This window comes from Sporosarcina ureae, from assembly GCF_002082015.1.
In the GTDB taxonomy this organism is placed as follows: domain Bacteria; phylum Bacillota; class Bacilli; order Bacillales_A; family Planococcaceae; genus Sporosarcina; species Sporosarcina ureae_A.
The window spans coordinates 1,436,671-1,461,045 of record NZ_CP015109.1; the positions used below are offsets into that span (position 1 = coordinate 1,436,671).

Here is a 24,375-nt window from a genome sequence, read left to right on the forward strand (position 1 = left end):
TTTTGTAAATTATAGAACAGGTCCTAATAAATCTCCGTTATATCCTAAAGTTTCTGTAGTCACATTATCAAGTATATTCACGCTTCCCTTTTGTGCCTTAACAGTATATTCGGTACCTACTGTCGTTTCACTAGTTAATAAGGGTGGGATGTTTATTTCATTCTCACCAGTCGAATCTTTTAATCTCACTACATTATCATGGCTCATATGTCCATTACCCATTGTCGAACCATCCATCATAGAATGCTGTTCATTGCTAGTCTGGTTCATCATATGTTCATTACTCTGTTCATTCGATTGCACATCACTACTGCATCCACTGATCAATAATGCACACAATGAGAATATAACAACTTGCTTTTTTCTACTCATCTAAATATCCCCTTTATCTATTGTCATCAAGGGTAGTATAGCTGATACATGTGGAAAAACTATGCACATTCCATACTTATGGTCGTGTAAATGAAATTTTCTACACACAAAAAGGATACCCGGGTATATTACTATCCTGGTATCCCTCACTTTGTAATTAAAATCTAGATCTAGATGGTTTTTTCATCGGTGCTTTATTCAACAGGTAGGATATAAACGTATCATCCTCAAGGTTCGGATTCGATGAGTTCAGTAGCAATGCTAAGTTTTTCGCATCATCAAGTGCCCTGTGTGCGTTCTGTACTTGAATCCGATGCGCTCTTAGTAATTGTTGAAGCTTACCATTCTCAAAGCCATAATTTTTCCATTTAATTTGTCTGACAGAACAATACCAGTCCATGTCGAGAGTTTCCGGTAATAGTCTACTGACAAAGCCTCTGTCAAATGAAGCATTATGCGCCACAATTCCGTCTGCCCGATCGAGTATGGATAGAATTCTGTCCATGTCGAGCGACTTTCCCCTTACCATCTGATCGGTGATGCCAGTTAGATTTGTGATCATCGGCGTTATAGAATAGAACGGCTCTTGAAACTCACAATACTCATCGGACACCCGAACGATCCGGTTATTATCATATTCGCCAAGCATGACACCAAATTCAATTACATCGCTTGCCTCTGCTCTCATACCTGTAGTTTCTACGTCAATGAACGCTATATGTTTCGTCATGTAAAAACTCCTTTAACTCTATTTAAATTCGTATATTGCACGCGATTAGGATCAATTTATATCCTATTAGTATATCAGGATTTCAACAAACTGTAACGAAATTAACTCGCATTGTCATTAGCACGCCATCTACTATTTGAAGTGGTTGCCAGACAAATTGGAGTGCTGTATAATAGGATTGCTTACATAATTGTCCGTACGGGTGCTTGAGAGAATCAGGCTGAGATAGCAGATCAATCCACTGCTGACCGTTAATCTGATCTGGGTAATGCCAGCGTAGAGAGCGTGATCGATGGAATTTATACAGGAATCTCTTTCCTTCCTCGGCCGTCTGCTCTTCAGACGGCTTTTTCGTATAGTAAAATAAGAGGGAGTGGAAGAATTTGAAGAAGTTAAAGTTTACCGATTTATTGATCACCATCATGATTGGCGTGGTCTTTGGAGTGTTGATGAAGTTTTGGGATGATTTATATACTGTCATAAAACCGATCATGCCTGTCGCGCGTCAATTGCTTTACGGTATGTGGTTCATGGTAGGGCCGTTCGCCTTTTTATTATTGCGGAAGCCTGGTACTGCACTCATCGCTAGTCTTGCAGGGGCTTCATTGTCTGCATTTGCTGGTCATGGTATTGAAGTATTAATGTACGGATTCGTACAAGGACTGGCTGCAGAATTACTATTCGCTGCATTTCGTTATAAACGCTATTCCATTTTAATTGCTGGGCTAGCAGGAATTGCTTCATGCTTTGCAAGTTTTGGTCTTGATTTAATTTATGGGTATGCTGCACTCGAAACATGGGCACTCATTGTGAAATATGGATTACGTGCAATCAGCGCATTCATCTTTACGGGTATTTTCGCTGTACTTATTGTAAGAGCGCTAGAAGCAACAGGCGTGACGTCGTTAATTCGACCTGTTGATAAGAAAGAATATACGTTGCTTGATCAGTAAACGCGGAGGAATGATCCAACTATGAATAACATCGGCGTTACCGATTTACGGCTAAAGTTTCCAGGAGAAGATGCTTTGCTTTTTAAAGACTTCTCCTTCTCTGTTCAGCCTGGTGAAAAAGTTCTCATGCTGGGTCCTAGCGGTTGTGGGAAATCTACTTTACTCCAAGTATTGAGCGGGATTATACCAAATTCTATCGAACTGCCAATGAAAGCAAAAGAGATTCAGTTACCTGACTCGTGGGGATTTGTTTTCCAAGACCCGGATACACAATTCTGCATGACCTATGTAGATGAAGAACTCGCATTCGTGTTAGAAAATCTTCATGTGCCGCGTGAAGAAATGGCACCTCTTATTGAAGAAGTATTGAACCGTGTAGACTTGCATGTAAAAGACCCCCATACGTCTATCAATGAACTGTCTCAAGGTATGAAGCAGCGGTTAGCATTGGCTTCTGTTTTATTACTAGAACCTGACGTGTTATTTCTAGATGAACCATCTGCATTACTGGATCCGGAAGGCACGCAACAAATTTGGACTTCTATTAAAGAAGCTACTGCCGATAAAACCGTAATCATCGTGGAGCATAAAATTGATTTGATCGCGGATTGGGTAGATCGCGTTGTGCTGTTTAATGATCTCGGTGACATGATAGCAGATGGTTCACCTAAAGAGATCTTCGCAAACTTCCAGGAAGAACTGGAACGTTACGGCATTTGGTACCCCGGTGTATGGGAAAAATATAAAATGTCCGAAACATTTCAATCGATGATGAGAAATCGTCAAGCAGTTGCATCTCAAGAAAAACTTCAGATTCAAGACTTTCACGGCTATCGTGGTCGAGTGAAGAAAATTTCTGTCAAACAGGCGACCGTACAGGCTGGTGACTGGATTACAATTGTCGGAGAAAATGGCTCTGGTAAAAGTACATTGCTCTTATCACTCATGCAATTACTTCGGACTGACGGCGTCTACGAAGTAAACGACGTACCCATTGTGTGGAAAAAGAAGAAGCACCAACTCCCGAAAGGTATGTCGCTCGTCTTTCAAAACCCTGAACTACAATTTGTGACGAACTCAATTAAGGAAGAGTTAACCGTATCTTTGCACGGTATGCCAAAAGCAGATGCCGATCGTTATGCGATGGAATTGATACAATTATTTAACTTGCCTGATTCTGTTTCACGTCATCCTTATCAGCTATCGACGGGACAAAAGCGGCGCCTGAGTGTAGCAACTGCGCTTACTCCTGATACAGATATCTTGTTGCTTGATGAGCCTACTTTCGGTCAAGATGCGCGAAACACATTCGCCATTCTTGAGAAGCTAGAACAGTTGCGCACTGAAGGTATGACCATTTTGATGATTACGCACGACACGGAAATTGTAAAGAGCTTCGCCACAGCTATTTGGACTGTAATAGATGGCGTATTGCATACAGCTAATGAAGCAGGAGGTGCGAAGAATGTTCAGTTGGTTCACACCTAAACGTGAGACCTGGTTATTCCGAGTCAATCCCGCGTTAAAATTCATCGTATTTTTTGTATTCTTGATTATTACGCTTGTAAATCAAAGTGTACCTTTTGCTATCTCACAAGCCATTTTATACGGAATATTATTTTATGTATTCAGCGGCTATTCACGGAGGAAACTTTTAATACTTTCGATTCCGTTAGTCATTTCTTTCCTGTCTACTGGATTGACGATGTTGTTGTTCGGTAAGGGTGAAGCGGTGTTGTGGCAATGGGGGTTACTCAAGATTTCCGAAGAAAGTATTCAACATGCGCTATTGCTCGGAAGTAAATCACTGTCATTCGGATTCGTTGGCTTTACGTTTATCTTAACGATCCAACCCGTGCTATTCTTTTATGCTATGATGCAGCAGTTCCGTCTGCCTTCCAAATATGCGTACAGTTTTATTGCGGCTTTTCGCTTAATTCCTGCTGTAACTGAAGAGCTACAAATTCGTAGGAATGCGTTACAAGTACGTAATATTCAATTTTCAAAAGGGATTAAAGGGGTGTATGAGCGATTGCAATCCTATACCGTTCCCTTATTCGCTCAAAGTATACGTCGCGCCCAACGTATTGCAGTTGCGATGGAAGCAAAACAATATCAGATGGGAGCTGCGAGGACGTATTATTATACTACACGGTTTAATGGTATAGATATGGCGTTTTTGCTTGTCATGATAGGTAGTTTATCTTCAGCCTTTTTACTATCGATTTATTGATAACCATTTGATAACCACCCCATACATTACGTAGCTTACTTTGTCATATTTTAACTCAAAAACTGCCATAGCTATCTTAACGATATGCCATGGCAGTTTTGCTTTATACTATTTATTTAATGATCGTGACAGAGCTGTTTACATGTTTGATTACTTTTTGACTGACACTACCCATTACTAAATTTTTAAGTAATCTTAAGCCACGACTACTAAGAATGAGGTGATCAATTTCATTGTTATTGACATGCTTAATGATTTGCTGGTGCGGATTTCCTTGAAGTACTGTGACTTCCGCTACTATTCCCTTATCTTTCACTAACTTCAATGCAGATTGCAACTTCTTTTTTTGATACTTATCAAGACTATTAGGGCTTTGTTTTAATAGTCGCTCATCTTCTTTATTGAAGTCGACGACATGGATCAATTCCAGTTTTGCCCCAGAAAATTGTTGCATTAACATAATTGCATAATCTGTTGCCCGTAATGAGTTATCTGAGCCATCTACCGCCACAGCAATCTTCATGATAAAACCTCCTAAAACTACTTTCTTTCATTTCTTAATTGAGATCTTCTTACAGCTTCTGTCACCGACGTAACATTCCATTCTCATGTTCTATACCCTATTCACGGATCATGTAGTCCAGTACAACATATCTGTTCTAACAATCCAAAACCATTCTACCAATTACTTAACAAAAATCCAACTATCTGCATCCTATAAAATAAAAATTCCTGTCTACATTAAAAGCCGTCATAAAAGCTTACTAAACAAGACTACATGACGACTTCTTTTACTTGACGATGGTCACTGGACAATTTGCTTTCTCCATTACACTTCGGCTAACACTACCAAGTACCACTTCTTGCATTATGTTCATTCCACGGCTACCAAGTACTAATTGTCCAACTTTTTCCGTTTGTAAATGATTAATAATTTCTTGATCTGGATTCCCTCGCAACAGCGTGATTTTTGTTTTAACTCCGGCTTCTTCCGCCAACTCCACTACTGGCCTTACAATTCGATCTTGATACAAGGATAGACTTTTAAGATTTTGCAACAGGAGTTGTTCATCTTCTACTTTGTTATAGTCGGTTACGGAAATCACTTCGAGCTCTGCGTCTTGTACGTTCTCTAAAAGTGTCAGTGCATATTTCGCGGCACGAAAAGCATGTTCTGAACCATCTACAGCTACGGCAATTTTCATACTAACAGCCCCCTAAAATGTAGAGTAATTACCATTACTAGTATATATCAGAATGCTAGAGTATTCAGTGTTCCAACTTCTTTTTGATCCTTTAAATATAAAACCACATTAAACTTACACATCTACCAAAAAAAACGTTAACTCATAGTATATGAATTAACGTTTTTACATGATCTAAGATTAAATTATGCGAGCAATAAGCGGTTGGCCAGCAATCTGCCTCGCACTATACTACCAGCCCATCCTGCAAGAAACGCTTTGATGAAGCCACCAATTAAAAATGGAACAAAGCCTGCCATGATCGCGGCTGTCCAGGAAAGTTCCGCAATGAACTTTAGCCACACTGTACCAAACGCCAACGCAACGAACATTCCGAGTATATTGGCGATGATCGCATTGGGGAGATTGAAACTTGTGCGTTCCATATAATAACCCGTAATGAATGCGGTTGGAATAAAGCCAATCAGAAATCCGCCTGTAGGCCCAAAGATTACACCTAGCCCTGAGGACATACCTGAAAATACCGGCATGCCTACCGCTCCCATCGCTAAATATACTAGTACAGAGATCGTTCCATAACGTGAACCTAAAATCGTCGCTGCTAAACCGACTGCAAGTGTTTGACCTGTAATCGGAACGAGTGGGAGTGGAATCGTTAACTGTGCCATAATGCCAATAATGGCTGCGAATAACGCGGTTACAATCATCATTTTCAACTTATTTCTTGAATCCATCATTTCCTTAATCCCCTTTGAGTAAACCATTATATAAGTTATGTTGACGTTAATTTTATAGTATATCAATATATGTGTCAATAACTTTTATCGGTTAGTTTACTCATTAGGTAGTGCGATCGGTCACTAGGTTTCAGAACTTTTATTCATCCATCATGCTTTCCGCTACTGCGGGTAATAAACCACCTTGCAGATATGCATCTTTTTCCATCATGTTATCAATTCTAAGTAATACAGTAAATTGTATAACATCACCGTTCTGCCGGACTGCTGTCATACCACAACGCTGTCCAGGAACAAATGCATGATCGTCCACATCGAGCGTGTATGTTTCTGTTCCATCCAAACCAAGCACAGACACAGATTCTCCTTCTACAAATTGAAGAGGCAGCACGCCCATGCCTGCTAGATTACTACGGTGAATGCGTTCGAAGCTTTCAGCAAGCACCACTTTTACACCAAGCAGCGATGTTCCTTTTGCTGCCCAATCCCGCGAACTTCCCGTTCCGTACTCTTTCCCTGCCAAAACAATTAAATTACGCTGTTCTTCTTCATACCGCTGTGCCGCTTCAAATACTGTAACTTGTTCTCCTGTACCCCTGTGTATTGTATAACCACCTTCAACCCCAGGAATGAGCTGGTTGCGAAGACGTATATTCGCAAACGTACCGCGCACCATCACATGATGATTCCCCCTGCGGGCGCCATAGTTATTGTAAGAACGTGGACTGATTCCTTGTTCTGATAAAAATCTGCCCGCCTCACTATTCATCGGAATTTGCCCTGCCGGTGATATGTGATCCGTTGTGATAGAATCTCCCAGCACCAGCAGTGGAATCATCTTCTCTGTGCTTTTTGTGATGGATGTGTTATGAATAGTATCAAAATATGGTGCACGCTGAATATACGTTGAGTCTTGATCCCAGTTATAAAGCATACCTTCTGTAGCTGGTATCGATTCCCATGTTTCATTTGAATAAACACCTGCGTATTCTTCACGAAACAGTGAAGAATCAACCGTTTTCGAAATCACCTCTTGCACGATTTCTGTAGATGGCCATAAGTCCGCTAAATACACAGGAAGTCCTTCTACTCCTATTCCGATTGGTTCGCTTTCAAAGTCGATATCGATACGTCCTGCTAATGCATAGGCCACAACGAGTGGAGGTGAAGCTAAATAATTTGCACGAATTAGTGGATGTACGCGCCCTTCGAAATTCCGGTTCCCACTTAAAATAGACGCCACGACTAAATCATTTTCCGTTATGGCTTCTTCTGCTTCTAACGTCAGCGAGCCACTATTGCCACAACATGTAGCACAGCCATAGCCATCAACGAAAAATCCAAGTTGCTCTAGCGATGTTAGTAAATCCGCCTTCTCTAAATAACGTGTGACAACTCGAGAGCCTGGCGTCAACGTCGTTTTGACAAACGAAGGTACATGTAAGCCCTTTTCAATAGCGCGTGCAGCTAATAGTCCTGCTGCCACCATGACAGATGGATTCGAAGTATTAGTGCAGCTTGTAATGGAAGCCAATACAATAGAACCGTCCTGAATCCTCTTCTCAGATTTCACACGTTGCCTGCCATATCCACCTTCAGCAACTGATTTTGCCAAAATTGTCTCAAACGACTTCTTCATGTCAATCAACGCTACTGTATCTTGAGGTCTTTTCGGTCCACTGACTGTCGGCATGATCGTAGACAAATCCAACTCCACCGTTTCTGAAAACCTCGGAGTTATAGATTGTTCATTCATAAACAAGTTTTGAGCACGTAGATATCCTTCAACTAAAGGCACCGCATCCTCACGACCTGTCTGATGAAGATATTCCATCGTTCGCTCATCGGTTGGAAAGAAGCTCATTGTAGCACCATATTCAGGTGCCATATTAGCTATCGTGGCACGATCAGTTACAGGAATATGGCGTAGCCCTTCTCCGTAAAACTCTACAAACTTTCCAACAACCCCTTTTTTTCGTAAAGTATGGGTAACTGTCAACGCAAGATCAGTTGCTGTTACACCTTCAGCTAATGAACCCGTTAGATTTACTCCCACTACATCTGGAATCGTAAAGTATAATGGCTTGCCTAGCATTGCAGACTCCGCTTCAATTCCACCAACACCCCAACCTATTATTCCCATTCCGTTAATCATTGGAGTATGCGAATCTGTTCCGACTAAAGAATCTGGAAACAACCACCTTTTATCCTCGTATGTTTCTATTCTTACACCAGTAGCTAAGTATTCCAAATTCACTTGGTGCACAATACCGTTTGCCGGCGGTACGACATGAAAGTTTTCAAAGTTTTTCTGTGCCCACCGCACAAACGAATACCGCTCTGCATTTCGTTCATATTCAATGGATAGGTTTTGTTCAAACGCCGCCTGATTTCCATAGTGTTCGATAATGACCGAATGGTCGATTACTAAATCGACAGGAATTTGCGGATTGACTACTAATGGATTGCCACCACGTGCGGCTACCGCGTCCCGCATAGAGGCTAGATCTACAATAGCTGGGATTCCTGTGAAATCTTGGAACACAATTCGCGCTGGTTTAAAAGGTACTTCTTGGCCCTCAGTCCCACCTGACCAATTTGCCAGTGCAGCGATATGTTCGTCTGTTATGTATTGTCCGTCGGCATGACGAACTGCAGATTCAAGTAGCAATCGTATGGTATAAGGCAATTCATTTATTGCGTTGAAACCAAATCTTTCTAACTTCTTCATGGAAACATAGCTGAATTGCTCACCTTCAATCGTCAACTCTTCACGCATAGTGTCGCGATGCCATTCACAGTGCTGATTCATATCGGACCCCACCTTTCATCTCCTATAATAAGCCAATCGAAATTACAGCCAGCTTGGTACATAACATCGTCCCTCAAATATTCTTCTGGCTGTCCTGTCTAAACCAACTGCAGCAACATCTTTTCCATCTTGTGTCAATTCTACAGTCACTTCCGCTATACCATCAGGATGGCCTATTCGTATATTTTGAAGCTGTTTCTTCTCGCTGGACGTGTAACATGCATTCGGAATCGTGCCATCAATCAATAATGTGGAGGCTAAATTGTATAGACCACTACCGGCAAATGTACGATGAAATTTCCCCATCGAAATCATTCTAGCTATAATGTCAATTTCCTCTGCTTTGACCTCAATACCTGACGTAGTAAAATAATCGCGTGGCGGTGCAACTAGGGCAATCTTCGGTATCGATGGCACTTCCTTAGCGGCATCTATAGTTTCAGACATCCCTGCAGCAACGGCACCTTGGGCACGCAAGGTTTCAAGCTGCGTGAGCAAATGTTGATCTTGACTGAGTATATGATTCGACTCTGAACCATTCAACCCAAAGTCATGCGCGTGTACAAAAATGAAAGGATTGACAATATCACTGATAGTCGTTAAAACCTTTTGCCCACCCATCACTAACTCTGTACGCGTATCGGCAGGAAATGTAGTGCCTGTTTTACCACCGCTCGGCGATAGAATCGAAACGCTAATCTTTGCGCCTGTATGTACAATCCCTGCCATCAAATAGTCTCCGTCCACTTGAGCTTCTCCGTCTACTACAGGCACTTCAAGCCGCACCAAACGGTTAATATTTTTATTGAGCACTATTACTTCACAAACCCCATCAATTGAAGGGAACTGTACCAGCCCTTCATCGATTGCATAAGCTCCTACTGCCGCCATTAAGTTTCCACATGTTCCTGCTGAATCTACGATAGCATCCCCAATTCCTACTTGGTAGAATGTGTACGCAAGACAGGCTTGTTTACTATCGGTTTCATGAATGACAATCACTTTGCTCGTATGAGAAGTACCGCCTCCAAGACCGTTTACTTGGGAAGGGTTATATGCATCGATTGCAGACATGAATATCCGTTCTTGCGCACTCCTCGATTTCGGTAAATCACTTTCCTTAAAGAACACACCTCTACTCGTACCACCGCGATAAACAATACACGGCACAGATTTTTGTTTCACGGCTAGTTCCTCCTTCATTCAGGAATGATTGTCTTAGCGATTTTTCCATCCAGCGACTCATATTTCTCCAGCTCTATCGTTTCGTATAATTCACGACGTGTCTGCATCTGATCAAGCACATCTACTTGCGTCCCTTTATCAAATATTTCTTGAAAGACCGTTTCAAATGCTTTTGCAGCTGCACGCAAAGATGTAACCGGATAAATAACCATTGAAAAACCGAAGTGTTGAAATTCTTCAGCTGTATAGTATTCTGTCCGTCCAAACTCTGTCATATTAGCCAGCAGCGGTACATTAAATGCAGCTCCTACTCTCTCGAATTCTTCTTTTGTCGTCAATGCTTCGGGAAATAACGCTTCTGCACCTGCTTCAACATATAATTTCATTCTTTCAATGGCCGCATCGAGTCCTTCAACGGATAGGGCATCCGTTCTTGCCACTACTACTAATGACGGAGCCACTTCTTTAATTGCACGAATCTTCGCTGCCATCTCATCAGCATGAATTAATTTCTTACCATTTAAATGTCCACATTTTTTCGGCAAATCTTGGTCTTCAATTTGTACGGCCGCTACATTCGCTTCGACCATTTCTTTGGCTGTTCGTGCAACATTTAGCACACCACCAAATCCAGTATCAATATCAACTAGGATAGGTAAATTTGTTGCACGCACTAATTCTCTTGCACGTTCCGCCACTTCCTGTGAATGCAAAATTCCAAGATCAGGCAGACCACGGCTAGCGGTAAATGCCGCACCGGATAAATACAATGCTTCAAAACCTACTTTTTTTGCAGTTAAAGCCGCCATCCCGTCATGCGCACCCATGATTTTCAAAATTTCAGTCTGACGAATAGCAGTCAAAAATTCTCCTGCCAGTTCCTTCTGTGTTTTTTGTTCCTGAACTAACCATGACATCTATAATTCCCCTTTTCTTTTAAGAATAAAATAGTATCCAGTATCCATAAATTGAAGCAAGGACGACGAACAGCCAAATGACAAATGCACTTGAACCGAGTCTCAATAAATCACGTTTTGTGAAGTAACCATATTCATAACTGATTAAATGTATTGGTGATTGTGTTATCAAAACAAAGCCTGGGATCCCCATTAAGAATACCCCCATTGATAAGTACAATGGATCGTGCGCGGGGAATGCTTCGCCTATCGCTAACGTTACTGGTAGCATAATTGTTAAAAACCCTAGTACATTGACAAAAAACAGTCTCAGTAAAGCTGTAATTAGCAAAAGTGAAAAAACCATCAGGAAATATGAATCCATCGACAACCAATTGATCAGTTGACTAGCGAACCATTTCACTGCTTCTGTCTTAATCAACATACTCGATAACATCAAAGTTGCTGCAAAAAACAGCAGTAAGTCCCAACCAATCTTTTTCTTCGCTATCTCCCATTGCCAAATCCCCGTAACTGGAAGCACAGTCAATACTGCTCCAAACAATGCGACTAAAGAAACAGAAAAACCATGTAAACTTCCTGTCATCCACAATACAACCGTTAATCCAAGAATCGTAAGAATTTTCCATTCGTTGCGTGACATATGTCCAAGTGCAAGTAATTTTTGATCAAGTACTCTTTCAAGTTCTGCCCCATCAATCGGCTCAGGTGGGAACACTACTAGAAAGAGTAGAAATAATAGCAGTAAAAAAATAACAATAGGAGGTCCCATATATAAAATCCAACGCATATAATCGAGACCCTCTGTCATATCGCCCAACAATCCATACGCATACAGCGTTGAGCTTGCCCCCGTCGCCACTACCGCTCCAGATATCGGCACAATGAGAGTCAAGCCGACAAACAGTGACTTGGCTAGCTTTTCTACGGAACCCATCGTTTCCAAATGTTTGATGATACTATCCAAAACTGATGATACAAGACTTGCTTTTCCCACATTAGACGGAATAAACAGCGACAAGATAAACATCAAGACAAATGAGAAAAACACTAGCAACCGGCTTGAACCTTTAGATAAAGAAAGCAACTTCAATGATAAGCGGCTAGCGAGTCCCGATTCAATGAATGCACCTGCTAAAATGAACGTCGAAAATAGCAACCAGACTATCTCCGAGGCAAAATAGCTCAATGTTTCTTCATAAGTAAAGAAGTGTACAGAAAGCAATAACATCAACAACAAAGAACTGAACGCTAAAGGAAAGACCCCACCAATCCAAAGAACTTGGATAATGATGAGGCATGCGATCGCACGTAATACTTCTGTTGTCTCCACTAAAGGGGAGAACGTCAAGATATATAGCAACACACTAAAATTGAATAGTAGTTTTTTCTTTTTTGTCATCACTTTCATACAATCACTTACATTGCTTCGCTATTATTTTTTTGTTCTTTACGTTTCTTTAACCAAGATGAAAAGAACGGTAAGCCAAGCGAGATAATTGTCATAAGAACAAGTGCGATTGTAATTGGTGAAGCCGTAAGAATTCCAATTGCGTTTGGATACGAGATCAAACTCATTCGGAAGTTCTGTTCCATGTCTGATCCGACAATAACCGCTAGAATTAATGGAGCTACCGGGAATCTCAGCATCTTCATGAATAGACCTACGAAACCGAAGATAATCAAAATCAAGAAGTCTACTGTACTGTAACCAAGTGTATAGGTACCGATAAACGCTAGCATCATAATAACTGGATATAATACGCGTGGTGGTGTATCTAGAATCTTCACAAGGATTCCGACAAGTGCAATGTTTAGTATCACTAGGAACAAGTTACCGATAAACATACTATTGATGAACGTCCACACCATATCAGGATTATTCTCAAACAATAGCGGGCCAGGCTTTAAACCGAGCATGACAATCGCACCTAGGATTACAGCAGTTGTTCCTGAGCCTGGGATCCCCATAGCAAGCATCGGGATAAATGCTCCAACAGCCGCTGCGTTGTTAGATGACTCTGGTGCGGCCAACCCCTCAATTGCACCTTCTCCAAATTCTTCTGGGTGTTTCGAGACTTGCTTCTCCATTGAATAACTTAGCATCGATGCAATGGCACCGCCTGCTCCAGGAAGTACACCGATCAAGAAACCGATAGGACCATTACGGATAATTGGCCACTTAGACCGCTTCCACTGTTCTTTTGTAATCCATATTTTGCCGACAGACTTTTTCTCGCCAACTGGTTTATTAATTGATAAGAAATTGTATAATACTTCCCCTACCGCATAAATACCGATAATGACGACAAGAAAATCAATACCTTCACTCAGATGGACATTGCCCATCGTGAAACGGTAGACCCCAGTTTGTAAATCAATTCCTACTGTACTGATCATCAGCCCGATACACATCGAGATGAACCCTTTGACCATCTGTCCTTTTGCCAATGCAACAATTGCAGACAGCGTGAAAACCATTAATAAAAAATATTCTGCCGGACCAAATCGCAGGGCAAAACTGGCGAGCGGCTTAGCTAGAATAATAAAACCAACAACAGCGATTACTCCTCCGATTAACGAAGCGATGGCAGATATTGCAAGTGCTTGGCCTGCTTGACCTTTCTGAGCCATCGGATAGCCATCAAACGTAGCGGCAATTGCTGATCCGTCACCCGGTGTATTCAGTAAGATCGAACTCCTCGAGCCACCATACATTGCACCGTAGTAAATAGCAGCCATTAAAATCAAAGCACTAGTTGGTTCCATTCCGAATGTGATTGGAATCAGCAAGGCAATGGCAGTTGCTGGTCCAAGACCAGGTAGCATTCCCACTACTGTCCCGAGGAACCCTCCGAGTGCTATCCAAAATAAGTTCATTGGTTGAATTGTAGTTAAAAACCCATCTAAGAGGGCTTGTACATCTATTCCCATATCGGTTCCTCCTTTAAGGTAAACTAACCTGCAACAGTGTTCCAAATGCATACCATGTTACGAACGAAAACGCGACCGCAATAATAATGTTAGACATCCATTTCTTGCGCCCATTCAATAAAAACAATAATCCAGCAAGGAACAGGATAGTCGAATACAAGAAACCAATCCGTTCAAACAATACTGTATATGTCAGCATCAAAATGAGCGATACAAGCAAATATAACGGTGACTTGCCGATTCGCAAAGCACGGAAGTCAGCGAAGTCATTACCTCGAGCTTTGAATTCTTGAAAGAAATAGACAATCCCTGAAATAATTAAAATAATAGCGATTAAAAGCGGGAAATACATCGGGCCGTTTGGATTTCCGAGATTTGATTTAGGTAAGTTGATTGCATTGATTAGCATAATGACGCCAACTACAGTTGCCAGGATTGGGGTTATGTAACGAACCATATAGTGTTCCTCCTTCTAAGTTAAATAATCAAAAAAGCGAGCCCGCTTGAGCGGGACTCAACCTTTTATGAGAACTTATTTCTGTAAACCCGACTCATCAATCAATTCTGTATACATTTCATTTTGCTCTTTCAAGAATTCAGTTGTTTCAGCACTGTCTTGATAGAAGTCTTCCCAACCATTGTTCTCTAGCAATTGTTTCCAAGAGTCCGTCTCCACCATTTCACCGAACGCTTCATTCCAATACGCGATCTCATCTTCTGTCATATCCGGTGGTCCAAGAATACCGCGCCAGTGAGGAAAGACCATATCTACGCCTTCTTCTGTCCATGTCGGTACGTCAGGCAATTCTTCCAAACGTTCGTCAGCTGAAATGGCTACAATCTTGAACTTTCCTGCAAGGTGCTGTTCTGAGGATTCTGACACCGCCATCGTTGCTGCGTCTACGTGACCGCCAAGTAAGCTAGTCATAACGTCGCCACCGCTCTCATACACGAGGAAGTTTAATTTTGTAATATCGACACCAAATGTTTTAGCCGCTTTTACGAAAGACAAGTGATCGTTGTTTCCAAGGCCAGGCGCAATACCGATCTTTATGGAAGCTGGGTCTTTTTTCAGCTGCTCCATTAAATCCGTTGCTGTTTCGTAAGGTGAACCATTTTTGACTGCTACTGAAATCCACTCTGTTGTTAATGTAGCAAGTGGTGTGAACTCTTCATATGTGAGATCACTTTGTCCAAGCAAGTTATTTGTGATCAATAGACTAGAGTCAATCGCTAATGTATGCGTATCTTTCTTAGATAGATACTGCCAACCTACTTCACCGTTACCACCCGGTTTGTTAATGACTGTCATACTTTGATCTACAATATCTTCTTCTTTCAAGATCTTTTGTATGGCACGGGCTGTAGCGTCCCAGCCGCCTCCTGGTGTTGCTGGTGCAATGAACTCAAGATTTTTCTTCGGATAGTCTGATTCATCTTTTTCGCCTGCATTATCTGATGAACAAGCGCCCAGTATAAGTGCAAATGAAAGTGCTGCTACGCCTACTAGTTTTTTCATACTGTTCTCCTCTTTTCTCTCTAATTTATCATCTACAAGTAGTGTACTTTAAAGATTTTTCGTTGTAATCGTTTACAATTTTAACAATTCAAAAGACTTTAACGACATTTTGTTCATTATGTTCATAAGAAAAAGCATCCCATGAAGGGATGCTAGAAAGTGCCTATATAGTAAATTCTCCAAAATGCTATTTATATAGTTATAATCCAAAGTATTTTCGCTCTGGTCTGCCGACAATTCCATATTCGAGCTCAGCTCTCATCTTTCCCTCTGCAATTAGATATTCTAAATACCTTCGGGCCGTAGTACGTGAAGCCCCTAGTCTTTCGCCTACTTCTTCCGCTGTCGTTCCTTCGGATAAAGAATTGACGATATCTATCACCTTCTGCAATGTCAAAGGATGAATGCCTTTAGGAAGATGTGTTTCACTTTCCCTTACCACAGTAGCATGCACAAAAAGTTTATCAATCTCTTGTTGATTTGCATGGGGGCTTTCCTGAAGAAATAACCGTCGCTGTTGATAGCGCTCAATGACTTCTTGCAATTTGGTTAATTCCACTGGTTTCACTAAATAGTGGAATGCACCCGCTGCCAAACTCTGTGCTACCAATTCACGATCCGTAGCTGCTGTAATAATGATGAAATCCAATGCAGGGTAGTTTACTTTCAACTCTCGCACCAAATCAATACCTGATTGGTCAGGCATGTAAACATCCACTAACAGTAAATCCACTGGCTGCTTTTCAAGCATCTTCCACGTATCTTTTGCACGTAACACTTGCCAGACTACTTTCACGTCACTTATACTTTCTAAAAACTGTTGATGTATGGAAGCAATACGAAAATCATCCTCTACAATTCCTACTCGAATCATTTCACTTCACGCTCCTCTTTTTCTGCATATTTTGGAATATAAACAGAAAAAATCGTGCCTCTCTCCGTACTAGACACTTGGATAGTTCCACCAAGCGAACGAAGAGCCTGCTGAACATTTGCCAAGCCAAAGCCTCTTCTTGTCGTCGATTTTGTAGAATAACCTTTTTGGAATAATCTATCCATTTGGTCTGCCTGAATACCTTGTCCATTATCCGACACTTCAAATATAACATCTTCTCCAAAATCTAATGCAAAAAATGAAACTCGCCCTCCTGAGCTGTTCGCGGTTTCTTCCAGCGCATTATCAATTAGATTTCCCAAAATTACAGTCAATGCACCCGTACCGACCCATTTAGGCAACGATTCTAAACTGCTATTGTCATCGATTTCAAACTCTACTTTCATTTCAGACGCCTTCCCTAATTTGCCGAACAGAATAGCTTGTACATGTGCGTCTTTGATGTTTTCGAGGATAAACTGATTGGTATGATCACTAACACTGATTTCGGTTTGAATCGCGCGGACTGCTTCCTCATACTTACCGAGTTGCAATAAGCCTGAAATCAAATAGAGTTTATTTGTAAACTCATGCGTTTGCGCTCTTAAGTCATCTGAATACTTCCTAACTTCATAAAGCGTGTTCACGACTTCTACCATTTCTGTGGTATCACGAAATGTAATCAGTGCTCCTTTTTGTACTCCTTCAAGTTGCAATGGCATTGCACTGACAACTAGTCGCTTGGCAGAATAGACGATTTCAAATGATTGTGTATCTGGCCCAGTTAATTCTTCTACTGTAGGTAAGTTGGGGAAGATTGTATCTATGCCATTTCCTTTACGATTCGTTCGGATGTTAAGAATGGAACGAGCTGCCGTATTAATCAGTGTAATTTGGCCTAATTGATTTACCGCAATAATTCCTTCATCGATTGATGCCAATATCGCTTTTCTTTCCATATAAAAATTTGCAATTTGTTCTGGTTCCAACCCAAATGTATCTTTCCGAATCGATTTTGCCAATCGAAAACTTATATAAATACCGAGAGCGAGAATCAGCAGTGATATATAGATTAATTTCTCTACACGATTATGTACAATCTCACGTAAATCCGAGATTAAGTATCCTACTGTTACGACTCCAATAATTTGATTTTCTTCTTTGTTATAAATGGGTGCTTTACTGCTGATAGAGGGTCCGATAATTTCGCTCGACAGCATAGAATAATTCGCTCCAAAGACAATTGCTTTATAACCATCTTCAAATGGTATGACTTCGCCTATTATACTTTCATCGGGTGAAGCAAGTATATGTGCCGCCTTGTCTTGAATTACAATAAAAGCAGCATCTACTTGATTTGAATAGTGCTCAATAACTGCTTCCAAATCACCCGCTTTTTCGACATCAGCTTTTTCTTCAAGACCTTCTTTAACTGTATCCATGTAGGAAAGCATCTTTGCAGTTTGCAAGCCTACTGTATGACTACGATCAAGTAGGTTCAGATAGTCTGTGACGACAAAAACGATCAACATAAGTGACATTAAAAATAAAATAAGCGATGTCACTATTAACAGTATCTTCTTTTGCAGTTTTGATTTCAGCATTGCTCGTCACTTCCAACTAAACAATTTTTGTACATCATTTGTAATCCTACTATATCAAACATCTATGCACGTAGAATATACGTATTGTTGAATTGAATCTAAATATATAGTACAATTCACGCGTTGATGGTCGTTATATGGTGATCTATCATGCCGTTTCCTAGGTTACTTTTTTTATATTCATTCATAGATTAAACTTCTCTGCTATGGTCTTCTCCCCATTATACTTAAAACACTTCTAGATAGGCTTGCAGAAGCAAAAAGCATAAACTCTATGTGTGAGCTTATGCTTGTATATCCCATACTTATTTTTTCAGCCCATCTAAAAATAATAATGTGATCTCTTCTGCAAGCTCCTCTGGCGTATGAGAACCTGTCCAAAGTTTAGTGATTGCCAAATACTCGATCGCTCCGACCATGGCTGCGGCGACCACGCCAAAATTTATCTTTGTATGAAAGTATCCAAGTCCCGCTTCTTCTATAAGATTACTTTCTATTTGTGCAGTCATTTGTGCTTTAATAGTAGTAGCTTCTTCTGAAACGACGAAGCCAATCCGGGCAACTTCTTCATTTTGCTGGAAAAGTTCAAAAACAGCACGTAAACCATAAGCAATTCGCTCCATTAACCCTTCTTCTGCCACATCTGCTGGAAGTTTGCTATTCGCTACCTGATCATATAATTTTTCTTTGAAAACATCGACTAATTCCTGGAATACAGCTTCTTTGCTTTTAAAATATAAGTAGAACGTCGGCTGTGTAACGTTTGCTTCTTTCACGATTTCACTAATCTTCGTTTTATGAAAACCATGAATAGCGAATTGCATTGCCGAAATTTCTAAAAGCAATTTACGACTTTTTTCGCCATCTGCTCCTACTTGACGCCCTCTTTTCTTCAGTTAAAACACTTCCTATCTGAATATAAAAATTGATCAATAGATAAATTAATTGTACAGTGAGATATCTAAAAAGCCAAACAATACATTAAATTTTAAAAGTAGTCTAACTACTCGTTCGGCACTTTTGACTTTCTTCAACTACTTGGTAATTTGCTAAGTATATAGCAAGACAAGTTGACATTTCGCAAAATATATCGAATAATAGTAAGTAAGCGCTTTCATGTTTACGTTTATATTTGAATAGACTATGTAAAGGAGGGATTTGTATGAAGTTGGCCAGAAATATAATTATTGCACTTATTTCAGGGGTGGTTGTCGGTTTAGTTTTAAACATTTTCACGCCAGGTATTTTTACACAAGCTGATGCATTTCTTTTTAAACCACTCGGTACTATCTTCTTGAATCTGATGAAGATGCTAGTAGTGCCTGTAGTATTCATTTCTATCGCCCTCGGAACGGTAGGAATTGGTGACCCGAAGAAATTGGGAAGAATTGGTGGAAAAACGATTGGGTTTTTCTTGATTACAACAGCTATCGCCCTCATTATCGCACTTTCTCTTGGTCTATTGCTAAAGCCTGGCGAAGGAGGTAACTTCGAGACAGCTAATGCCACATATGAAGCACAAGATGCCCCACCAGTAGCGGAAACTCTGTTAGGTATTATTCCTACCAACCCGATTAGTGCGATGGCAGCAGGTAATATGCTTCAGATCATCTTCTTTGCAGCACTGATTGGCTTTGGAATGGCAATGATGGGCAGTAGAGTTGAAAGAGTGAAAGAGTTATTCGAACAAGCGAATGAACTCATTATGTATTTGATTACATTTGTGATGAAGTTCGCGCCATACGGAGCATTTGGTTTGATTGCATCCGCTGTAGGAAGTCAAGGTATGGACGCACTGAAGGTAATGGGTATGTATATGGGAGTCGTTCTTGGAGCCCTTCTAATCCATACGATTGTCGTCTACGGTGGATCGGTCGCATTAATCGGCAAGCGTAGTCCCATTTGGTTTTTTAAAAACTTCTTTCCAGCTCAGGTCGTTGCATTCAGTACGGCAAGTTCTGCTGCAACACTACCTATCTCAATGAAAACGGCACAGGAGAAGTTAAAAGTACCCGAATCTATCAGTTCGTTCACTCAATCGCTTGGCGCCACTATTAATATGGATGGTACCGCGATCATGCAAGGGGCAGCTGTGATATTCATTGCCCAGGCTTATGGTATTGAATTGACTATAGGACAGTTACTCACTGTTGTCTTAACCGCAGTACTGGCTAGTATTGGGACAGCTGCTGTGCCAGGTGCAGGCCTAATCATGCTAGCAATGGTTCTAACATCGGTCGGTCTGCCAGTTGAAGGAATTGCACTCGTTCTCGGAGTAGATCGCCTACTTGATATGGTGCGCACAGCCGTCAACATCACAGGTGACGCTGCATGTGCCGTTGTCGTGGCGAAAACAGAAGGTGTTTTAGGCGAGCCAGATGTGGAAGAGATCCAAGTGGAAACGGAAATTGCATAAACTTCAATAATTCCTGTACGGAAAACTATCGTGTTAATTAAACATGATCGCTCTCCGTACAGGTTTTTTCACGTTGGAGACTTGATTCCCGCTCCGCACAGCGGGATGACAATCACTTTTTCTTTAGCATTTGCATACTTTATGTATCCAGCATAATTAACGGCTGAAGTGATTTCTATATAGAATCCTTTTGCCGCAAGCATTGCGCGCGCTTCTACAATTTCATTCTCCGAAACAGTAATGAACATACCTTCTGTTTCTCTAACAGCTTCTATGATTTGTTTAGATCTAGCTGGCGACGCAATGGCAATACCTTCTGCAACAGTTCCTTCATTCACAACTGGCGTTTCCTTAAGATCTTGACCTTCAAATGCTTTAGCTAGCGGTGCACATTTTTCGGCTTGAATAGCGATAATCTTTGGCATATTTTTGATTTCCTTCGCTTCAAGTAACTCCTTAAACCCATAATAGGCTCCCAATAATAAGGTTCCGTTTCCTACTGGAATGAGTAATGTATCGGGCGCTTTTCCCAATTGTTCATAGATTTCAAAGGCATATGTCTTGGTACCTTCGTAAAAAAATGGATTATAGACATGGCTTGCATAAAATACTTGCTCTTCTTCCACTGCATTTTGTGCTGCAGTCGCTACATCCTCTCTTGTCCCTCTCACGGTTTTAATATTCGCTCCATGCGCTCTAATTTGCGCTAATTTATTGGGTGATGTATCCGTACTTACATACACATCACAGTCTATTTCTGCTCTGGCACTGTATGCAGCAATGGCCGTTCCTGCGTTACCACTGCTATCTGCAATTAGCTTGTTGACGCCCAACTGTTTCGCTAAAGTTACAAGTACCGCCGCACCTCGATCTTTAAAAGAAAGTGTAGGCATCATAAAGTCTACTTTAATGAGAGTATTTGGTTCCGATTCATCCAATTCCAGTAAAGGTGTTTGACCTTCTCCAAGCGTAATCGAACGCCAACCACTTAAATACTCTTTACCTGCCATCGAGGATGCATATCTCCAAATGGATCTTTGACTCTTCCAGTTATTTTGAGTTGTGTCAGATTCCGACTGTAGTAAATTTAGCAGACCGCCACATTCACATTTCCAGCGAGTTGCTTCAATAGGGTATACTTTCTTACATTCCGAACAGCTATATAGGGTCATGTTTGTGATCTCCTTTATGTAAATATAATTTGCTTATCAATAGGTTTTTATATATTTTTATTGGATAAACTGAATATATGGGAGGGAATACTTTGAATGTATTAATTGAATGGCTCTATAAATCAAAAAAAGGAACACAAACCGTTTTCAAGTCTGAGGAATTATCGGCAGAACAAGCATTATTGATTGCTGAGGATTTAGAAAAAACAGGTCGCACAAAACAAATATTGTTCACAGACCAGTTTGATAGTTCCTGGACTGTTAAGGAATTAAAAGGCTATCTGAAAGGAATCGAAACAGAACCACATAATATCACTGTATATTTTGACGGAGGATTTGACTGGGACACCAAGTTGGCTGGTCTAGGGTGCGTACTCTATTATAATCAAAACGGCACAACGTATAGACTACGAAAAAATGCCATGGCTACACACTTATCCTCAAACAACGAAGCAGAATACGCGGCACTTTATCTGTGCTTGCAAGAACTTGAAACGCTTGGAGCGCATCACTTACCTATTGAGATTATGGGTGACTCCCGGGTCGTAATCAATCATTTAAGCGAAGAATGGCCAGTTATTGAAGAAGATCTATATAGTTGGGCGAATAAAATCGAAGAAAAGATGGAGTTTTTAGGATTCCGGCCTCGGTATGAACTAATTTCACGTAAGAAGAACAATGAAGCAGATCGCCTAGCTACGCAAGCTTTGTCAGGGGTGGAAATTACGGCAGTCATTGAGAGAACATGAAAAACTTGAGGCTGGGACATAACTATCTCACCCCGTTTCCCTGCACTCCGAAAGGCACGCTTTCCGAGGGGCGTGGCTTGAGCCAAGCGAACAACGTAGGGTTCGCTTAGCCGTATTTCTGTGTACTTTGCAGAAATTAAGGCACCTGTCCAGGGTCTCAAGACGCATGCTGATCCCTCAGGAGTCGACCTTTCTCCGTTCCGGTACACTCTGTTACTCTAAAAAAATATTTGCTGATAAGAACAGAAAAAAGCGTTAAGGACATTCCCCTTACATTTTTTCTGTTCTGACCCAACCTCATGTACGCTTCTCTAAATTTCTTTGATCTTTTCTCATATACATAAACTGCATACCGAGCGGAATCCTTCATCAACTTCTACCCTATATCTACCTCTTATTTAAATGAATGATTATTCTTGTTTTTAGTTTCAAAAATTCTCGCTAAGTCTGTTATGCAGATTGAACAAGGATTTGAAATTTCTTATGCTTTCTTCATCTCATACATGGATGTGTCTGCCTTCTGAATTAGCTTCTCAAACGTCTCTCCGTCATCCGGATAAATTGCGATTCCGATTGAAGCACTGACGGCATCGACCGATTCCATGTTCAAATCGGATAATGTACTTTTTAAATTCCCAACATAGTCTTTAAGAGTATTTTCTTTCAAGTCAAGAATGACGTGTACAAATTCATCGCTACCCCATCGCACGACATAGTCTTCCCTTTTTGCATTACTCATGATAAGTTCCGCGACGTGACGTAATAATTCATCCCCTGTTTGATGGCCAAATCTATCATTTATATCTTTAAAATCATCCAGATCAATTAATACTACAGCGATTTTCTTCCCTTTATTTTTATATACAGAAATCTGTTTCTTAAATACTTTATCTATTGTACGCCGGTTATATGCATTCGTCAGTGGATCTTTCTCTGCATAAAATTTGGCTACATCGTATTGTTTTCCGCCTATCCACGCAACCAACAGGAAAATTCCTGTTAACACAAAGAAACTATCTTCAAACAAATAACCTAAATAGATATTGTAATAGCCATAACGTAAGATATTGAACAATATAACAACGCACACAGCCACTACTCTACCTCTATACTTCATACTATATCCCCATATCAGACTATTTTTTCCTTCATTTTATCACAGATGAAACGCACTAGAGAAGAGAGCGACAAAATAAAGTTATGTAAACTTAATTCCTTCGCATTTCACAGTCTGAGTAACCCTCGAAATCCTCTAGCAGCATAATACGATTCTGCTCCATTGTGATACAAAAACACTTGATTATATCGACGGTCACAAAAAAGAGCCCCACCACGTTTCCTGATTTCTTCTGGAGTCTGCACCCAGCTCGATGTTTTTCTATCAAACTCCCCAAACTGCTGGAGCCACCTGTATTGTGCTTCTGTCAATAACTCAATACCCATCACATTCGCCATATCCATCGCGTTGTTTTCTGGCTTATTCTTCTTTCTAGATTCCAAAGCATCTCGATCATAGCAAACGCTTCGGCGGCCTATGGGACTCTCTGCTGAACAATCAAAAAAGATGTATTGGTCTGTCAGTTCGTCATAGTCTACTACGTCCGGCTCACCTCCCGTATCTTCCATCTCCTTCAGGGTCCATAGCTTTTCCGCGTTTGCTAATAACCTGTCATGTAACGAAGGCCATTCCATATTTATGTGGCGATCCATATTATTAGCGAAGCGTGATTGTAGTGTTTCGAGTAGTGTTTCTCGTTGTTCTTCGGATAACTTCTTAATTATATTTGTCATGTTCTTTTCCTCCTAACTTATCCTAACGCCTAGATTAATAAGAGTTAGTCTGTTCATTTATATAGTATTATACGAATAGTAGAGCCAGTTTGATTTTACATGTCTAAAAAAGTATCGTCCATGTAAAAACACACATACAAATAGTGATCCTAAAGTGATGATTTCTAAAAAG

General features: G+C 40.7%; 23 protein-coding genes and 1 riboswitch. Of the genes, 5 read left to right on the forward strand and 18 right to left on the reverse strand.

The window, feature by feature from the left end:
• Positions 1-9: 9 nt before the first annotated feature.
• Together SporoP17a_RS17250 and SporoP17a_RS07135 are read right to left on the reverse strand one after the other, a co-directional pair.
• Positions 10-372 (reverse strand): hypothetical protein, encoded by a 363-nt coding sequence (locus tag SporoP17a_RS17250; protein ID WP_335695508.1) that lies wholly within the window; start codon positions 370-372, stop codon positions 10-12.
• 157 nt (positions 373-529) lie between these two features.
• Complete coding sequence (locus SporoP17a_RS07135) at positions 530-1,102, reverse strand: exonuclease domain-containing protein (protein ID WP_083034043.1); 573 nt, start codon at positions 1,100-1,102, stop codon at positions 530-532.
• Positions 1,103-1,290: 188 nt separating this feature from the next.
• Positions 1,291-1,402, forward strand: a riboswitch (TPP riboswitch).
• Between the two features lie 83 nt (positions 1,403-1,485).
• Between SporoP17a_RS07135 and SporoP17a_RS07140 the strand changes: the two genes are divergently transcribed.
• From SporoP17a_RS07140 to SporoP17a_RS07150, 3 genes are read left to right on the forward strand one after another with little or no spacing between them, the layout of a single operon-like run.
• Positions 1,486-2,055: an ECF transporter S component gene (locus SporoP17a_RS07140; RefSeq protein WP_257788193.1), complete on the forward strand. Its 570-nt coding sequence runs from the start codon at positions 1,486-1,488 to the stop codon at positions 2,053-2,055.
• Between the two features lie 21 nt (positions 2,056-2,076).
• Positions 2,077-3,543 (forward strand): ABC transporter ATP-binding protein, encoded by a 1,467-nt coding sequence (locus SporoP17a_RS07145; RefSeq protein WP_083034044.1) that lies wholly within the window; start codon positions 2,077-2,079, stop codon positions 3,541-3,543.
• Complete coding sequence (locus tag SporoP17a_RS07150) at positions 3,521-4,288, forward strand: energy-coupling factor transporter transmembrane component T family protein (RefSeq protein WP_083034045.1); 768 nt, start codon at positions 3,521-3,523, stop codon at positions 4,286-4,288. Before SporoP17a_RS07145 ends, SporoP17a_RS07150 begins: the two co-directional genes overlap by 23 nt.
• Before the next feature lie 112 nt (positions 4,289-4,400).
• Here SporoP17a_RS07150 and SporoP17a_RS07155 read toward each other — a convergent pair whose 3' ends face one another.
• From SporoP17a_RS07155 to SporoP17a_RS07215, 13 genes are all read right to left on the reverse strand, one after another.
• A complete protein-coding gene (locus SporoP17a_RS07155; protein WP_083034046.1) occupies positions 4,401-4,811 on the reverse strand; it encodes a universal stress protein in 411 nt (136 codons plus the stop codon).
• A 268-nt stretch (positions 4,812-5,079) separates the two neighbouring features.
• Positions 5,080-5,493 (reverse strand): universal stress protein, encoded by a 414-nt coding sequence (locus SporoP17a_RS07160; protein ID WP_083034047.1) that lies wholly within the window; start codon positions 5,491-5,493, stop codon positions 5,080-5,082.
• 185 nt (positions 5,494-5,678) lie between these two features.
• A complete protein-coding gene (locus tag SporoP17a_RS07165) occupies positions 5,679-6,230 on the reverse strand; it encodes a biotin transporter BioY (protein ID WP_083034048.1) in 552 nt (183 codons plus the stop codon).
• Positions 6,231-6,369: 139 nt separating this feature from the next.
• Positions 6,370-9,042, reverse strand: a complete 2,673-nt coding sequence (acnA, locus tag SporoP17a_RS07170; protein WP_083034049.1) for an aconitate hydratase AcnA — start codon at positions 9,040-9,042, stop codon at positions 6,370-6,372.
• Positions 9,043-9,084: 42 nt separating this feature from the next.
• Positions 9,085-10,227 carry a PrpF domain-containing protein gene (locus SporoP17a_RS07175; RefSeq protein ID WP_083034050.1) on the reverse strand — a complete coding sequence of 381 codons (1,143 nt, stop codon included), beginning with the start codon at positions 10,225-10,227 and terminating at the stop codon, positions 9,085-9,087.
• Positions 10,228-10,241: 14 nt separating this feature from the next.
• Complete coding sequence (gene prpB / locus SporoP17a_RS07180; RefSeq protein WP_083034051.1) at positions 10,242-11,144, reverse strand: methylisocitrate lyase; 903 nt, start codon at positions 11,142-11,144, stop codon at positions 10,242-10,244.
• A 19-nt stretch (positions 11,145-11,163) separates the two neighbouring features.
• Entirely contained in the window at positions 11,164-12,555 is a 1,392-nt protein-coding gene (locus SporoP17a_RS07185; RefSeq protein WP_237262401.1) for an SLC13 family permease, read from the reverse strand.
• A gap of 8 nt (positions 12,556-12,563) precedes the next feature.
• Positions 12,564-14,078 carry a tripartite tricarboxylate transporter permease gene (locus SporoP17a_RS07190; RefSeq protein ID WP_083034052.1) on the reverse strand — a complete coding sequence of 505 codons (1,515 nt, stop codon included), beginning with the start codon at positions 14,076-14,078 and terminating at the stop codon, positions 12,564-12,566.
• A gap of 13 nt (positions 14,079-14,091) precedes the next feature.
• The gene (locus tag SporoP17a_RS07195) at positions 14,092-14,535 is read right to left on the reverse strand and encodes a tripartite tricarboxylate transporter TctB family protein (RefSeq protein ID WP_083034053.1); all 444 of its coding nucleotides are present in this window, start codon (positions 14,533-14,535) and stop codon (positions 14,092-14,094) included.
• Between the two features lie 75 nt (positions 14,536-14,610).
• A complete protein-coding gene (locus SporoP17a_RS07200) occupies positions 14,611-15,597 on the reverse strand; it encodes a tripartite tricarboxylate transporter substrate binding protein (RefSeq protein ID WP_083034054.1) in 987 nt (328 codons plus the stop codon).
• Positions 15,598-15,796: 199 nt separating this feature from the next.
• A complete protein-coding gene (locus tag SporoP17a_RS07205) occupies positions 15,797-16,471 on the reverse strand; it encodes a response regulator (RefSeq protein ID WP_083034055.1) in 675 nt (224 codons plus the stop codon).
• The gene (locus SporoP17a_RS07210) at positions 16,468-18,075 is read right to left on the reverse strand and encodes an ATP-binding protein (RefSeq protein ID WP_083034056.1); all 1,608 of its coding nucleotides are present in this window, start codon (positions 18,073-18,075) and stop codon (positions 16,468-16,470) included. Before SporoP17a_RS07210 ends, SporoP17a_RS07205 begins: the two co-directional genes overlap by 4 nt.
• 305 nt (positions 18,076-18,380) lie before the next feature.
• Complete coding sequence (locus tag SporoP17a_RS07215; RefSeq protein ID WP_156890542.1) at positions 18,381-18,899, reverse strand: TetR/AcrR family transcriptional regulator; 519 nt, start codon at positions 18,897-18,899, stop codon at positions 18,381-18,383.
• A gap of 338 nt (positions 18,900-19,237) precedes the next feature.
• Between SporoP17a_RS07215 and SporoP17a_RS07220 the strand changes: the two genes are divergently transcribed.
• Positions 19,238-20,491, forward strand: a complete 1,254-nt coding sequence (locus SporoP17a_RS07220) for a dicarboxylate/amino acid:cation symporter (RefSeq protein ID WP_083034058.1) — start codon at positions 19,238-19,240, stop codon at positions 20,489-20,491.
• 68 nt (positions 20,492-20,559) lie between these two features.
• On the opposite strand, the gene SporoP17a_RS07225 is transcribed toward SporoP17a_RS07220, so the two are convergent.
• Positions 20,560-21,663: a threonine synthase gene (locus tag SporoP17a_RS07225; protein ID WP_083034059.1), complete on the reverse strand. Its 1,104-nt coding sequence runs from the start codon at positions 21,661-21,663 to the stop codon at positions 20,560-20,562.
• A 92-nt stretch (positions 21,664-21,755) separates the two neighbouring features.
• Here SporoP17a_RS07225 and SporoP17a_RS07230 point away from each other — a divergent pair, with 92 nt between their 5' ends.
• Positions 21,756-22,412 carry a reverse transcriptase-like protein gene (locus SporoP17a_RS07230; protein WP_083034060.1) on the forward strand — a complete coding sequence of 219 codons (657 nt, stop codon included), beginning with the start codon at positions 21,756-21,758 and terminating at the stop codon, positions 22,410-22,412.
• Between the two features lie 481 nt (positions 22,413-22,893).
• Here SporoP17a_RS07230 and SporoP17a_RS07235 read toward each other — a convergent pair whose 3' ends face one another.
• Both SporoP17a_RS07235 and SporoP17a_RS07240 read right to left on the reverse strand, forming a co-directional pair.
• Positions 22,894-23,529, reverse strand: a complete 636-nt coding sequence (locus tag SporoP17a_RS07235; protein ID WP_083034061.1) for a GGDEF domain-containing protein — start codon at positions 23,527-23,529, stop codon at positions 22,894-22,896.
• 107 nt (positions 23,530-23,636) lie between these two features.
• Positions 23,637-24,203, reverse strand: coding sequence for a DUF4256 domain-containing protein (locus tag SporoP17a_RS07240; RefSeq protein ID WP_083034062.1), 567 nt, complete (start codon positions 24,201-24,203; stop codon positions 23,637-23,639).
• Positions 24,204-24,375 lie beyond the last annotated feature (172 nt).

Bases quoted from the DNA above. Each gene is read 5' to 3' on its own strand.
- SporoP17a_RS07200 (WP_083034054.1), bottom strand. From the start codon at position 15,597: ATGAAAAAACTAGTAGGCGTAGCAGCACTTTCATTTGCACTTATACTG.
- SporoP17a_RS07205 (WP_083034055.1), bottom strand. From the start codon at position 16,471: ATGATTCGAGTAGGAATTGTAGAGGATGATTTTCGTATTGCTTCCATA.
- SporoP17a_RS07160 (WP_083034047.1), bottom strand. From the start codon at position 5,493: ATGAAAATTGCCGTAGCTGTAGATGGTTCAGAACATGCTTTTCGTGCC.
- SporoP17a_RS07155 (WP_083034046.1), bottom strand. From the start codon at position 4,811: ATGAAGATTGCTGTGGCGGTAGATGGCTCAGATAACTCATTACGGGCA.
- SporoP17a_RS07135 (WP_083034043.1), bottom strand. From the start codon at position 1,102: ATGACGAAACATATAGCGTTCATTGACGTAGAAACTACAGGTATGAGA.
- SporoP17a_RS07190 (WP_083034052.1), bottom strand. From the start codon at position 14,078: ATGGGAATAGATGTACAAGCCCTCTTAGATGGGTTTTTAACTACAATT.
- acnA (WP_083034049.1), bottom strand. From the start codon at position 9,042: ATGAATCAGCACTGTGAATGGCATCGCGACACTATGCGTGAAGAGTTG.
- SporoP17a_RS07165 (WP_083034048.1), bottom strand. From the start codon at position 6,230: ATGATGGATTCAAGAAATAAGTTGAAAATGATGATTGTAACCGCGTTA.
- SporoP17a_RS07215 (WP_156890542.1), bottom strand. From the start codon at position 18,899: ATGCAATTCGCTATTCATGGTTTTCATAAAACGAAGATTAGTGAAATC.
- SporoP17a_RS07235 (WP_083034061.1), bottom strand. From the start codon at position 23,529: ATGAAGTATAGAGGTAGAGTAGTGGCTGTGTGCGTTGTTATATTGTTC.
- SporoP17a_RS07240 (WP_083034062.1), bottom strand. From the start codon at position 24,203: ATGACAAATATAATTAAGAAGTTATCCGAAGAACAACGAGAAACACTA.
- SporoP17a_RS07220 (WP_083034058.1), top strand. From the start codon at position 19,238: ATGAAGTTGGCCAGAAATATAATTATTGCACTTATTTCAGGGGTGGTT.
- SporoP17a_RS07150 (WP_083034045.1), top strand. From the start codon at position 3,521: ATGTTCAGTTGGTTCACACCTAAACGTGAGACCTGGTTATTCCGAGTC.
- SporoP17a_RS07195 (WP_083034053.1), bottom strand. From the start codon at position 14,535: ATGGTTCGTTACATAACCCCAATCCTGGCAACTGTAGTTGGCGTCATT.
- SporoP17a_RS07185 (WP_237262401.1), bottom strand. From the start codon at position 12,555: ATGAAAGTGATGACAAAAAAGAAAAAACTACTATTCAATTTTAGTGTG.
- SporoP17a_RS07145 (WP_083034044.1), top strand. From the start codon at position 2,077: ATGAATAACATCGGCGTTACCGATTTACGGCTAAAGTTTCCAGGAGAA.
- SporoP17a_RS07210 (WP_083034056.1), bottom strand. From the start codon at position 18,075: ATGCTGAAATCAAAACTGCAAAAGAAGATACTGTTAATAGTGACATCG.
- prpB (WP_083034051.1), bottom strand. From the start codon at position 11,144: ATGTCATGGTTAGTTCAGGAACAAAAAACACAGAAGGAACTGGCAGGA.
- SporoP17a_RS07225 (WP_083034059.1), bottom strand. From the start codon at position 21,663: ATGACCCTATATAGCTGTTCGGAATGTAAGAAAGTATACCCTATTGAA.
- SporoP17a_RS17250 (WP_335695508.1), bottom strand. From the start codon at position 372: ATGAGTAGAAAAAAGCAAGTTGTTATATTCTCATTGTGTGCATTATTG.